At 59.8% G+C, this 13703-nt stretch carries 9 protein-coding genes; 6 read left to right on the top strand and 3 right to left on the bottom strand.

Annotation, left to right across the window (positions count from 1 at the left end; translation table 11 throughout):
• Window positions 1–87: 87 nt before the first annotated feature.
• From lon to PMI37_RS02470, 3 genes are all read left to right on the top strand, one after another.
• Window positions 88–2484: an endopeptidase La gene (gene lon / locus PMI37_RS02480; RefSeq protein ID WP_008077715.1), complete on the top strand. Its 2397-nt coding sequence runs from the start codon at window positions 88–90 to the stop codon at window positions 2482–2484.
• A 148-nt stretch (window positions 2485–2632) separates the two neighbouring features.
• Window positions 2633–2905 (top strand): HU family DNA-binding protein, encoded by a 273-nt coding sequence (locus tag PMI37_RS02475; protein ID WP_008077714.1) that lies wholly within the window; start codon window positions 2633–2635, stop codon window positions 2903–2905.
• A gap of 231 nt (window positions 2906–3136) precedes the next feature.
• Complete coding sequence (locus tag PMI37_RS02470) at window positions 3137–5008, top strand: SurA N-terminal domain-containing protein (protein WP_008077712.1); 1872 nt, start codon at window positions 3137–3139, stop codon at window positions 5006–5008.
• A 667-nt stretch (window positions 5009–5675) separates the two neighbouring features.
• Here the strand turns inward: PMI37_RS02470 and PMI37_RS02465 are convergent.
• Window positions 5676–6881, bottom strand: a complete 1206-nt coding sequence (locus PMI37_RS02465) for an MFS transporter (protein WP_008077704.1) — start codon at window positions 6879–6881, stop codon at window positions 5676–5678.
• 119 nt (window positions 6882–7000) lie between these two features.
• Between PMI37_RS02465 and PMI37_RS02460 the strand changes: the two genes are divergently transcribed.
• Both PMI37_RS02460 and PMI37_RS02455 read left to right on the top strand, forming a co-directional pair.
• Window positions 7001–7900, top strand: a complete 900-nt coding sequence (locus PMI37_RS02460; RefSeq protein ID WP_008077702.1) for a LysR family transcriptional regulator — start codon at window positions 7001–7003, stop codon at window positions 7898–7900.
• Between the two features lie 92 nt (window positions 7901–7992).
• Window positions 7993–8865 carry a DUF2242 domain-containing protein gene (locus tag PMI37_RS02455; RefSeq protein WP_008077700.1) on the top strand — a complete coding sequence of 291 codons (873 nt, stop codon included), beginning with the start codon at window positions 7993–7995 and terminating at the stop codon, window positions 8863–8865.
• Window positions 8866–9257: 392 nt separating this feature from the next.
• On the opposite strand, the gene PMI37_RS02450 is transcribed toward PMI37_RS02455, so the two are convergent.
• Both PMI37_RS02450 and PMI37_RS02445 read right to left on the bottom strand, forming a co-directional pair.
• Complete coding sequence (locus tag PMI37_RS02450) at window positions 9258–10298, bottom strand: AraC family transcriptional regulator (protein ID WP_008077698.1); 1041 nt, start codon at window positions 10296–10298, stop codon at window positions 9258–9260.
• A gap of 3 nt (window positions 10299–10301) precedes the next feature.
• Window positions 10302–11432, bottom strand: a complete 1131-nt coding sequence (locus tag PMI37_RS02445; protein WP_045122943.1) for a carbon-nitrogen hydrolase family protein — start codon at window positions 11430–11432, stop codon at window positions 10302–10304.
• 208 nt (window positions 11433–11640) lie between these two features.
• Here PMI37_RS02445 and PMI37_RS02440 point away from each other — a divergent pair, with 208 nt between their 5' ends.
• Window positions 11641–13680: an NADPH-dependent 2,4-dienoyl-CoA reductase gene (locus PMI37_RS02440; RefSeq protein ID WP_008077696.1), complete on the top strand. Its 2040-nt coding sequence runs from the start codon at window positions 11641–11643 to the stop codon at window positions 13678–13680.
• Window positions 13681–13703: the final 23 nt, after the last annotated feature.

The raw sequence follows: 13703 nt of genomic DNA, 5'->3' as shown, positions 1-13703 counted from the left end.
CTTGTTTTTTTCCAGAGCTGCCCCCATCTTGGTTCCAAGCTCAATTCCATCTGATTACGGCCATATGGCCGCCGTAGAGGCGAAATCATGAAGACCACCATCGAATTGCCTCTCCTGCCATTGCGTGATGTCGTGGTTTATCCGCACATGGTTATCCCGCTGTTCGTGGGGCGCGAGAAATCCATCGAAGCCCTCGAGGCTGCGATGACGGGCGACAAGCAGATCCTTCTGCTGGCCCAGAGAAACCCGGCTGACGACGATCCCGGTGAAGACGCTCTCTATCGCGTAGGTACTATCGCTACCGTTCTGCAACTGCTCAAGCTGCCTGACGGCACCGTCAAGGTGCTGGTCGAAGGTGAGCAGCGCGGTACCGTTGAGCGTTTCAGCGAAGTCGACGGCCACTGCCGCGCCGAAGTCTCGCTGATTGAAGAAGTCGACGCTGCCGAGCGCGAATCCGAAGTGTTCGTGCGCACGCTGCTGTCGCAGTTCGAACAATATGTACAGTTGGGCAAGAAAGTCCCGGCTGAGGTTCTGTCGTCGCTCAACAGCATCGATGAGCCGGGTCGCCTGGTCGACACCATGGCGGCGCACATGGCGCTGAAAATCGAACAGAAGCAGGAAATTCTCGAAATCATCGATCTGTCAGCCCGGGTCGAGCACGTCCTGGCGCTGCTGGATGCCGAGATTGATCTGCTGCAAGTCGAAAAGCGCATTCGCGGCCGCGTCAAAAAGCAAATGGAGCGCAGTCAGCGCGAGTACTACCTGAATGAGCAGATGAAGGCCATTCAGAAAGAACTCGGCGACAGCGACGAAGGCCACAACGAGATCGAAGACCTGAAAAAGCGCATCGACGCTGCCGGTCTGCCAAAAGACGCACTGGCCAAAGCCACGGCCGAGCTGAACAAGCTCAAGCAAATGTCGCCGATGTCCGCAGAAGCCACCGTGGTGCGCTCCTACATCGACTGGCTGGTGCAAGTGCCGTGGAAGGCCCAGAGCAAGGTGCGCCTGGACCTGGCGCGGGCTGAAGACATTCTCGACGCCGATCACTACGGCCTCGAAGAGGTCAAGGAGCGCATCCTTGAATACCTCGCCGTGCAAAAGCGCGTGAAGAAAATCCGTGGCCCGGTGTTGTGCCTGGTCGGTCCTCCGGGCGTGGGTAAAACCTCGCTGGCCGAGTCGATCGCTCACGCCACCAACCGTAAATTCGTGCGCATGGCCCTCGGTGGCGTGCGTGATGAAGCGGAAATTCGTGGTCACCGCCGGACTTACATCGGTTCGATGCCGGGAAGATTGATTCAAAAGATGACAAAGGTCGGCGTGCGCAACCCGCTGTTCCTGCTCGATGAAATCGACAAAATGGGCAGCGACATGCGTGGCGATCCGGCCTCGGCGTTGCTGGAAGTGCTCGATCCAGAGCAAAACCACAACTTCAACGATCACTATCTGGAAGTCGATTACGACCTGTCGGATGTGATGTTCCTGTGCACCTCGAACTCGATGAACATTCCGCCGGCGCTGCTCGACCGGATGGAAGTGATCCGTCTGCCGGGCTATACCGAAGACGAAAAGATCAACATCGCCGTCAAATACCTCTCGCCAAAACAGATCGCCGCCAACGGCCTGAAGAAAGGCGAGCTGGAATTCGACGCAGAAGCGATCCGCGACATCATCCGTTATTACACCCGTGAAGCCGGTGTGCGTGGTCTTGAACGTCAGATCGCCAAGGTCTGCCGCAAGGCTGTGAAAGAACACGCGCTGGAAAAACGCTTCTCGGTGAAAGTGACAGCTGATGCGCTGGAACATTTCCTCGGCGTGCGTAAATTCCGCTACGGTCTGGCTGAACAGCAAGATCAGATCGGTCAGGTCACAGGCCTCGCCTGGACTCAGGTCGGCGGTGAATTGCTGACCATCGAAGCCGCTGTCGTGCCGGGTAAAGGTCAACTGATCAAAACCGGCTCGCTGGGTGATGTAATGGTCGAATCGATCACTGCAGCCTTGACCGTGGTGCGCAGCCGCGCGAAAAGCCTGGGCATTCCGGTGGACTTCCACGAGAAGCGCGACACGCACATTCACATGCCGGAAGGGGCGACGCCGAAAGACGGCCCTAGCGCTGGTGTCGGCATGTGCACGGCCCTGGTGTCGGCATTGACCGGCATTCCAGTGCGCGCCGATGTTGCCATGACCGGTGAAATCACTTTGCGTGGTCAAGTGCTGGCGATTGGTGGTCTGAAGGAAAAACTGCTCGCGGCACACCGTGGCGGAATCAAGATTGTGATTATTCCTGAAGAGAACGTGCGTGATCTCAAGGAGATTCCGGACAACATCAAGCAGGATCTGCAGATTAAACCGGTTAAATGGATTGACGAGGTCCTGCAAATTGCGCTGCAATACGCGCCGGAGCCCTTGCCGGATGTGGCTCCGGAGATAGTTGCCAAGGATGAAAAACGTGAGTCTGATGCTAAGGAAAGAATTAGCACGCATTAGTATGCTTTTGCCTGGGTGGCTTCCTTGACAGCTTTTTAGAGCCCTTGTTATAAAGCGGCTCTTAAGTGTCTGTAGGCCATTCAGCACTCGTTTTTGCTTTCACCAAAAAACTTAGAATCATCTCAAAATAGATATAAGGGGACTTAGAGTGAACAAGTCGGAACTGATTGATGCTATCGCTGCATCCGCTGATATCCCGAAAGCTGCTGCTGGCCGTGCGCTGGACGCTGTAATCGAATCCGTCACTGGCGCTCTCAAGGCTGGCGACTCCGTTGTTCTGGTTGGTTTCGGTACTTTCTCCGTGACTGATCGTCCAGCTCGCGTTGGTCGTAACCCACAGACCGGCAAGACGCTGCAAATCGCTGCTGCTAAAAAACCAGGTTTCAAAGCCGGTAAAGCACTGAAAGAAGCGGTTAACTAAGTTCGTTACAAGTTTTTACCCATCCGGGTCGGGGTTATCCCTGACTTGGCAGCGGAGCGGTAGAGCAGGTCGCTGAAACAGGCGCCTGTAACGCCGGGATCGAGGGTTCGAGCCCTGTCCGCTCCGCCAGTTACGAGAAGGCGCATCCTCGGATGCGCCTTTCTTCTATCCGGATTCTACCCACGCTCCACGGTTGCCAAATTTTGAAGTTCAACCGTTTCTGGGGGACGCATGCTGCAGAATATCAGGGACAATTCACAAGGCTGGATTGCCAAGACCATTATCGGGGCCATCATTTTGTTGATGGCTTTGACCGGTTTCGACGCCATTTTCCAGGCCGCCACTCACAAGAATGAGGTGGCCAAGGTCAATGGTGAAGAAATCAGCCAGAACGAGCTGAGCCAGGCCGTTGATATGCAACGCCGCCAGCTGATGCAACAGCTGGGCAAAGACTTCGACGCCTCATTGCTCGATGAAAAAATGCTCCGCGAATCGGCCCTCAAGGGTTTGATCGATCGCAAGCTGCTGCTGCAAGGCGCGGAACAATCGAAATTCGCCTTCTCTGAAGGCGCACTGGATCAAGTGATCCTGCAGACGCCTGAATTCCAGGTGGACGGCAAGTTCAGTTCCGAGCGTTTCGATCAGGTCATCCGTTCGCTGGGCTACAGCCGTATGCAATTCCGCCAGATGCTGGCTCAGGAAATGCTGATCGGCCAACTGCGTGCCGGTATCGGTGGCAGCGGTTTCGTCACTGACGCCGAAGTCCTGGCATTCGCCCGTCTGGAGAAGCAGACCCGCGATTTCGCCACCCTCAACATCAAGGCCGATCCGGCTGCGGTCAAGCTGACCGATGATGAGGTCAAGGCTTACTACGACGAACACGCCAAGGAATTCATGACCCCTGATCAAGTGGTCATCGATTATCTGGAGCTGAAGAAGGCTTCGTTCTTCGATCAGGTCACCGTCAAGGACGAAGACCTGCAGGCGGCGTATCAGAAAGAGATCGCCAACCTGTCGGAACAGCGTCGTGCGGCGCACATTCTGATCGAAGTGAACGACAAGACCACCGAAGCTCAGGCCAAGGCGAAGATCGAAGACGTCCAGGCGCGTCTGGCCAAGGGCGAGAAATTCGAAGCGCTGGCCAAAGAGTTCTCGCAGGACCCGGGTTCGGCCAACAATGGCGGTGACCTCGGTTATGCCGGTCCTGGCGTTTACGACCCGGCCTTTGAGAAAGCCCTGTACTCGCTGAACAAAGACCAGGTATCGGAGCCGGTGCGTACCGATTTCGGTTTCCACCTGATCAAGCTGCTGGGTGTTGAAGCCCCTGAAGTGCCGACCCTGGCCAGCCTGAAAGACAAACTGACCCGCGATCTGAAAGCGGCACAGGTCGAGCAGCGCTTCGTCGAGGCGACCAAGCAACTGGAAGACTCCGCGTTCGAATCGTCCGACCTGGCCCAGCCAGCGGCGGATCTGAAGCTGACCGTGCACACTTCCAAGCCGTTCGGCCGTGAAGGTGGCGAAGGTGTTGCTGCCAACCGCGCTGTAGTCACTGCTGCATTCAGCACTGAAGTGATTGATGAGGGTGCCAACAGCACCGCCATCGAGCTGGATCCGGATACCGTGATCGTGCTGCGCGCCAAGGAACACCTGAAGCCTGCGCAACTGCCTCTGGAAAGCGTGAGTGCGGCCATTCGCACCCAGTTGACCAAAGAGCACGCCAGCGCTGCAGCCAAGACCAAAGCCGAGAAGCTGATTGCTGATTTGCGCGATGGCAAGGCGCCGCTGGACAAGGCGATTGAAGGTCAGACCTGGAAAACCACCGCAGCGGCCACCCGTGCTCAGGAAGGTGTTGATCCGGCGGTGCTGCAAGCGCTGTTCCGCATGCCGAAACCGGCTGCCAAGGACAAACCGACGTTCAGCAACGTCACGCTGCCAGACGGTAGTTTGATGATTGTGCGTTTGAACGGCGTTAACGAAGCGGCTGCACCGACTGAGGAAGAGAAGGTTCAGTACCGTCGCTTCCTGGCTTCGCGTGAAGGTCAGCAGGACTTCGCGGCGTTCCGCAAGCAGTTGGAAGCTCAGGCAGAGATCAAGCGGTATTGATCGCTGAGTGAGTGTTCAGATAAAAAGCCCCGGCTCGTGAGTCGGGGTTTTTTTTGGGGTTTGGATTGGGGGGTATATCCGTTGCTGCGGTTATGGCTGCTTAGGGTTCCGCCCTTACGGCGGGTCACTTTGGCAAACGCCCCAAAGTAACCAAAGGTCTATGCCCTGACGTTCGGCCCGCTCGCTGGGGCTCGGGGTTCCTTCGCTCCGGGATCGATCCGGGGGGGCATCGCCTACGGTTTGCTTCGCTGCACCTCCTCTCGATGTGTTCGACTTCGTCGAACGGTCGCTGCGCTCCCACCCCCGGATCAATCCCTCCACTCAGCCTGCCGACGGGCCTTCAGATCAAAAGCTGCACCCGAGCTTGCGCTCATCGTGTTGAGTGGTGAGGGGCAGGGGCTGTGCGCATTCTGCTTTCGCTCTTCTGTGGGAGCCTGCCGACGGGCCTTCAGATCAAAAGCTGCACCCGAGCTTGCGCTCATCGTGTTGAGTGGTGAGGGGCAGGGGTGGTGCGCATTATGCTTTCGCTCTTCTGTGGGAGCTGGCTTGCCAGCGATGGCGGCCTGAGCGCCGACCCATTTCCTACTGGTGTACCCGATCCAACTGTAGGAGTGAGCCTGCTCGCGATAGCGTCCTCACTGCCCACCATTCCCCAACAGGCCTCGCCCTAACCAGCGCTCGGAAATCCATGGACTTTGGCCCTGAGCGTCGCCCACAGACTAAGCACCAACAGCGCTGTGACGATCCACGGAAACGCCCCGACGCCTGGATTCTCCAGCAGTAAGCCACCCAACAGGCCACCGCCGGCTATCCCGACATTCCACAATGTCACCAGCATCGATTGCGCGGTATCAGCGGCCTCTTTTGCGGTTTTCGCAGAAGCGGTTTGCAGCAGTGATGGCATTGCGCCGAATGCCAGTCCCCAGACAGCGGTGGCGAAGTAAATCACGCCGGGCAACTCACGCCATACGCCGAGCGCAATCGAGGCCAGCATGAACAGCCCTGCACTGATCAGCACCAGTCCGCGTAGCCAGCGGTCGATCAGGCTGCCGACGATCCACAGGCTCAGTACTGACGCGAGGCCGAACACCAGCAACACCCGGTCGACGCTCGAAGCAAGCCCGGACGGTTGCAAAAACGGCGCGATGTAGGTGTACAGCAAGTTGTGTGCGACGACGTAGGACAGGGTAACGAACAGCACGGATCGCACGCCCGGCAGGGTAAAGACCTGACGCAAGGGCAGGCGTTGGCTGGCGCGTTCACCGGCGAAATCCGGCACTTGCCAGCGTACCCAGATGACCAGCAGCACGGTCAGCCCGGTCATGATCGCAAAGCTGAGGCGCCAGCCCACCACGGTGCCGAGCAACGTGCCGGCCGGGATGCCCAGCGACAGCGCAAGGGGCGCGCCGAGCATCGCCACTGTGATGGCGCGGCCCTGCAGGTGCGGTGCAACCATGCGGCTGGCGTAGCCTGCCAGCAGCGCCCAGAGCAGTCCGGCGAAGACGCCGGCGATCAGGCGGGCGATCAGGGTCAGCCAATACAGGTCTGATACGGCGGTGATGATGTTGGCGATCGCGAAGCCGCCGATCGCTGTCAGTAGCAGAGGCCTGCGTCGCCAGCCGCGGGTGGCGATCGTCAGCGGAATTGCCGCCAGGATCGAGCCGATGGCGTACAGGGTGACCAATTGCCCGATCAATGCTTGTGAGACGTTCAAGCCCTCGCTCATTTGCGGCAGCAGGCCGGCCGGCATGGCTTCGGTCATCACTGTGATGAATCCGGCGGTTGCCAGCGCGAGCAATGCGCCGAGGGGTAAACGTTCGCGGGTCTGGAGCGAGTCATCCAGTGCGGTACAGGTCAGTGGGGCGTCGTTCATGAGCCGGCATCCATGTGCAGAAGGGGACGAAGGCTACAGGGTAGGGCGCTGCGCAGCGGCGAAAAACAGGTTAAGGTTCCGAACATATCGGACACGGATGTCTTCAATGGAGGTGAGGGATGGATAGCCTGGGCAGTATTTCGGTGTTTGTGCAGGTCGCCGAGACGCGCAGCTTTACCGAGGCCGGTAGGCTGCAAGGGGTTTCATCTTCGGCCGTGGGCAAAAGCATCGCGCGGCTGGAGGCGCGGCTGGGTGTGCGTTTGTTCCATCGCACCACCCGCAGCATCACGCTGACCAGCGAGGGCGCGCTGTTTCTTGAGCGCTGTCGCAAGATTCTGGCGGAAGTCGAGGCGGCGGAGTTCGAGCTGTGCGATGCCGCCGCGCAGCCTCACGGCAAGTTACGCATCAGCCTGCCGCAGGTGCACGGTCTGGTGATGCCGGTCATGAACAAGTTCATGACGCTCTACCCACAGATCGAACTGGATCTGGATTTGACCGATCGCATGGTCGATGTGGTCGAAGAAGGCTTTGACGCGGTGATTCGCACCGGCAAGCCGCGTGATTCGCGCTTGATGGCGCGGCCACTGGGTGAATTTCATATGGTGCTTGTGGCCAGCCCGGTTTATCTGCAGCAGCGCGGCACACCGCAAAGTCCCGCCGATCTGGCCGATCACGCCTGTTTGCGGCATACCTTTCACGCCACCGGCAAGCTGGAGCCCTGGCCACTGCGGCGCGAGGAGGGCAGCGCCGAGCCGATGTTGCCGACGCGGCTGGTCAGTACCTCCATCGAGGCGATCAACCACGCGGCCCTGGCCGGCATGGGCATTGCCTGTCTGCCTGATTTCATGACACACGATGACGTGGCCCAGGGGCGCTTGCAGCGGGTGTTGGAGGCTGATATCGAGCACGTCGGGCAATTCTGGCTGCTGTGGCCATCGAGTCGCCATGCCACGGCAAAATTGCGGGTTTTTATCGATCATTTATCCGCGCGACTTTTTCCCGCCCATGAAGGTCGATAGAGTTGTAAGCGTTTCAAGACACTAATCCATACGCCGCGGGGCTGCGATCTGTTGCACAATACGCCCCGGACTGTTTTCCCTCAGGATGTTTAATGTTGATTTCCACTCCCTTGCGTGTTGTCGGGTTGGCGTTGTTGGTGGCTGCAGTGGCCGGCTGTTCGAAAGACAAGCCGATGTACGAGCATGAGAACTTCGATGACTCCGGTACGTTCTCGCGCAACTATCCGGTGACCGACGCTACCAGTTGTGAAGCGGCGCGCCGCGCCTTGCTCAGTCAGGGCTACATCATCACCAGCAGTGATCCGAAGCTGATCAGTGGCCACAAGAGCTTTCAGCAAACCGGCGATACGCACATGGAGATCAGCTTCAATGTGGTCTGTGCCGAAGACAGCAGCGGCAAGCATCACGCGACCATGTTCGCCAACGCCCTGCAGGATCGCTATGCGCTGAAGAAAACCAACAACTCCGCCAGCCTCGGTGTCGGTGTGCTGGGCTCGGTGTCGATGCCGATCGGCTCGTCGGACGACTCGATGGTCAAGGTTGCCAGCGAAACGGTGACCTCGCAGAAGTTCTATGAACGATTCTTCACCCTGGTCGAGCTGTTCCTGCCGGCCGATGCGAAGAAAGCGGCGCATATCGAAGAAAAACCGAAAACCGACCTTGGTGTGCCTGAGCCGAAACCTGCGCCAGCGCCCGCTGCGTTGGTGCCGACACCTGCGGCCGAGCCAGCAGCAACCCCCGCAGCGACACCCGCTCCGGCGGCCGAACCGGCTCCGGCCCCGGCTGAAGTAGCCCCAGTGAGTTCTGAGCCCGTTGTGCCGCCCGCCGAGACTGCGCCGATCACCCCGGCACCCGCCGCAGAACCCGCGCCGGCAGCCCAGACCGAGGTCATCACGCCGCCGGCCAATCCGGACATCCCGCCGCCGTCCGAGCCGATCCCGGCGATGCCGCCCTCCGGCCAATAACCCGATCGCCCTGTAGGAGCTGCGGCACGCTGCGATCTTTTGATGTTGTTTTTAAAGGCAAGATCAACAGATCGCAGCGTGCCGCAGCTCCTACGAGGGATTCGTGACATTCCCCTGACAAAATTCTCGCGATAAATTCCTGACCGTCTGCTACGTTTTATTGATGAAGGCCACGTTTCATTTTTCCTTCACACGGGCACTTTATGCTCGGGGCACGGGTCGATTGATCAGGCCATTTTCAGCGAGCAGCAGGGGGATTACACGATGGACGACTATCAAGAAGAACTGCTCGAGTACCAGGCTTTTGAACTGGATCCGCCGGAGCCTGCGGAAGACGCTACCGAGCTGTAAGCGCTTGCTTGCCGCTTGTGGCTGTCGGCTCGTAGCTGCCTTTATGCCGTTTTGCGGTGACTGCGGCGGAATTCGCCCGGGGTCTGGCCGCTCCAGCGTTTGAATGCCCGCTGGAATGCTTCGGCTGAGGCAAAACCCAGCAGGTAGGCGATCTCACCGAACGCCAGTTCCGTGTCGCGGATGTAGGTCATCGCCAGGTCACGGCGAGTGTCATTGAGGATCGCGCGAAACTGCGTGCCTTCCTCGGCCAGTTTGCGCCGCAACGTCCAGGTGGGTAGCTTCAGGCGTGCCGCCACTTCTTCCAGGTCGGGTTCCCGGCCACCATTCAACAATGGCCCCAACAACTGCGTGATGCGTTCGCGCAGGCTGCGAGTGCGGGTCAGTTGTTCCAGTTCGCGTTCACACAATTGCAGCAGGTGCCGCCAGGTGCTTGGGCAATGTTGCGGGTTGCGTTGGGCGAGGCTGCTCAGGCTCAGGCGCAATTGATTGCGCTCGGCGCCGAACTGTAGCGGGCAATCGCCCAGTGCGGTGTAGGCGTCGCGGTAATCCGGTTCGTCGAATTCAATGTCGATGCGCTCGGCTCGCAGCGATTCGCCGCTGACGCTCGACAACTGATGCAGCCAGCCAGCAATAATCGAATCCACCACGAAGCGGTTATAGGCGTTGTATGGGCTGATCGAATAGAAACGCAGCCACGCGCCATTCGCGTCTTCGTGAAAACTCGACTGGCCGCGATAGTTGGAGCCGTACAACGGTTCGAAACGGATCAGGCAGCGTGCCGCCTCGCGCACGGTCGGGGCTTGCGCGGCGGTCACCCCGGCCAGCCCGGCCTGACTCAGGCGACTGAGCTGGCCCATGCGCAGCCCCAACGCCGGATCGCCGGTCAACTGAATCGCCGCGTGTCCCAAACGCATGTAGCGCGGAATAGACAACCGCGCGCCAGCTTCCGCCAGTCGCGCGGTATCCAGACCGTATTGCTCCAGCAGCGGCAGAGGGTCGGCGTCGTGGCTGCGCACCGCATCGGCGAGGCTATGGACAAAGCCCACCGACAAATCCCCAAGGCGCATCGGCAGCGGCTTCATGGTTTACAACCAGATATTCAGCAAACGCGCGCCACGGGCGTCGCCATCGGCGAACTGTCGGCCGTTGCTGCTGAGGAAACTTTGCCCTGAACTCAACTTGTCCCAGAACTGCCCGCGCAGGAACACGCTGATGCCGGCGATCGCCCGGCTGCTCGGCGGTTGCGCGGTCAAGGTCAGACGATGCCAGGCCTGGCCTTCGCTGACTTCGCCGGGCTTGAGGCTGACCGAGCCCGGCGTGCTGGAACCCTTGTAGCCGCCCCACGGTTGATCCCACACGTTATGACCGACGACAAACGCCGGCACGGCGATCAGTTGCGCGCCTTGCTCGTCGAGTTTGCGGTAATTGTCCGGGTACCAGCTGTCGCTGCCGATCAGGATGCCAAGGCGTCCGGCGGGGGTGTCGACCACGTTGATGGCGTGCTTGTCTTCAGCCTCGATCACGTCGCGCTGATCGAAGATCGGGTGCATCTGCCGCTGCGGTTGTCCGAGCGGCACGCCGTCGCGGCCAAACACCACGCTGCTGTTGAACAGTGCGCCGCTACCCGGCTTGAGCTGGCCATCGCGGATACTCGGCTCGGGCAGCACGATGGAGCCGGCCACCAGCGTTACGTGAAATTCCTTGGCCAAGCCACCGAACAGCACCTGGTAGTCCTTGGCCATGTCTTTGGACTTCATGCGCAGGTGCGCATCATCCAGGCGACTGCTGCCCTTGGCGCTCAGCCAGGCGCGGGCAAACAGCAGCGGATTGCTCGCGGCCAGCCAGTTCATCGCTTCGGCGAGGGTCGGCGCCTGATAAAGCTCATCTTTTTCGCCGCTGATCATCAGCCAGGTGCCGACGTGCTCGGGCAACACGACCACGGTTTTGTCGTTCAACAAACCTTGATCCTGCGCTTGCTGCAAATAAGCGGCGAGCTTGCGGTGCAGGCGCTCCGGGCTTTGATAGTCGGTGGGGAAGAGTTCGGGCTGGATGCCCAAGAGATTGCCACGGTCGGCGGGTGTGCCCTGATCGACCGCGAGTTTGATGCGCAGGTCGGACAGGTACTGTCCCGCCGGGCGGTCCGCCGCCCACATGGCGTAGGAAGCAAGGACGGCCACGAGGGCCATGGAAAACGTCAGATACAAAAGTTTGCGCATGAAAACCAACAACAGCCGGGTACAGTGTGTGGCGACTAGGGTAGGGCGCATGGCGCCGGTTGCCAAGGGGCGCTGCGCATTTGGATCAATAAGTTGTCAGTTACGGTCATTGAGTGACAGCAGTGCGACTCTTAGTCTGTGCCACATGACTGACGGGGGACGCAGAGCTCCCGCAACTTTTCCGTGATTGCTCGTTGTGGAGTTACCGATGACCGCCGCTCATTACCCGCACCTGTTGGCCCCGCTGGACCTGGGATTCACCACGCTGCGCAACCGCACCCTGATGGGCTCGATGCACACCGGCCTGGAAGAAAAACCGGGCGGCTTTGAACGCATGGCCGCGTACTTCGCGGAACGTGCGCGCGGCGGTGTTGGCCTGATGGTCACCGGCGGCATTGGTCCGAACGACGAGGGCGGCGTTTATTCTGGTGCGGCCAAGCTGACCACAGAAGAGGAAGCGCTCAAGCACCGCATCGTCACCCGCGCGGTGCACGACGCGGGCGGCAAGATCTGCATGCAGATTCTCCACGCCGGCCGTTATGCCTACAGCCCGAAACAAGTGGCACCGAGTGCGATTCAGGCGCCGATCAACCCGTTCAAACCGAAAGAGCTGGACGAGGAAGGCATCGAGAAGCAGATCAGTGATTTCGTCACTTGCTCGGTGCTGGCGCAAACCGCCGAGTACGACGGCGTCGAAATCATGGGCTCGGAAGGTTATTTCATTAACCAGTTCCTCGCCGCGCACACCAACCACCGTACCGACCGTTGGGGTGGCAGCTACGAAAACCGTATGCGTCTGCCGGTGGAAATCGTTCGCCGTGTGCGCGAAGCCGTAGGCCCGAACTTCATCATCATTTTCCGTCTGTCGATGCTCGACCTGGTCGAGGGCGGCAGCACGTGGGATGAGATCGTCACCCTGGCCAAAGCCATTGAGCAAGCCGGCGCGACCATCATCAACACCGGCATCGGCTGGCACGAAGCGCGCATTCCGACCATCGCCACCAAAGTGCCGCGTGCGGCGTTCAGCAAGGTCACGGCCAAGCTGCGCGGATCGGTGAACATTCCGTTGATCACCACCAACCGTATCAACACCCCGGAAATCGCCGAGCAGATTCTCGCTGAAGGCGACGCCGACATGGTCTCGATGGCGCGGCCGTTCCTCGCCGATCCGGACTTCGTCAACAAGGCTGCTGAAGGGCGCGCAGACGAGATCAACACCTGCATCGGCTGCAACCAGGCGTGCCTCGATCACACCTTTGGCGGCAAGCTGACCAGTTGCCTGGTCAACCCGCGTGCCTGCCACGAGACCGAACTCAATTATCTGCCGGTGCAGCAGATCAAGAAGATTGCCGTAGTCGGCGCCGGCCCTGCCGGTTTGTCTGCCGCCACCGTGGCCGCCGAGCGTGGCCATCAGGTCACCCTGTTTGATTCGTCCAGTGAAATCGGCGGCCAGTTCAACATCGCCAAGCGCGTGCCGGGCAAGGAAGAGTTCTTCGAAACCCTGCGCTACTTCAAGCGCAAGCTGCAGACCACCAATGTCGAGGTGTGCCTGAATACCCGCGTCGACGTGACGAAACTGGTTGAAGGCGGCTATGACGAAATCATCCTTGCCACCGGCATTGCGCCGCGTGTGCCGGCGATTCCGGGCGTCGAGAATGCCAAGGTGTTGAGTTACATCGACGTCATTCTTGAGCGCAAACCGGTGGGCAAGCGCGTGGCGGTGATCGGCGCCGGCGGTATCGGTTTCGACGTGTCGGAATTCCTTGTTCACGAAGGTGTGGCCACCAGCCAGGATCGTGCCGCGTTCTGGAAAGAGTGGGGCATCGACACGAAATTGGAAGCCCGCGGTGGCGTGGCCGGGATCAAAGCGGCGCCGCATGCGCCGGCCCGGGAGGTGTTCCTGCTGCAGCGCAAGAAAACCAAGGTTGGCGATGGTCTGGGTAAAACCACGGGCTGGATTCACCGTACCGGTTTGAAGAACAAGCAGGTGCAGATGCTCAACAGCGTTGAATACCTGGGCATTGATGATGACGGTCTGCATATTCGCATTGGCGAAACCGGCGAGCCGCAACTGCTGGCGGTGGACAACATCGTGATTTGCGCCGGCCAGGATCCGCTGCGTGAGCTGCACGACGGCTTGGTCGCGGCGGGGCAGAATGTGCATCTGATCGGCGGCGCCGATGTCGCCGCAGAACTGGATGCCAAGCGCGCCATCAACCAAGGCTCGCGCCTCGCCGCTGAACTGTAAACACCTATGTAGGAGCTGCCGCA

It is taken from the genome of Pseudomonas sp. GM80, assembly GCF_000282515.1.
GTDB lineage: Bacteria > Pseudomonadota > Gammaproteobacteria > Pseudomonadales > Pseudomonadaceae > Aquipseudomonas.
Note: the sequence above shows the minus strand (reverse complement) of the source record. Positions and strands in the feature narration are given on the sequence as shown.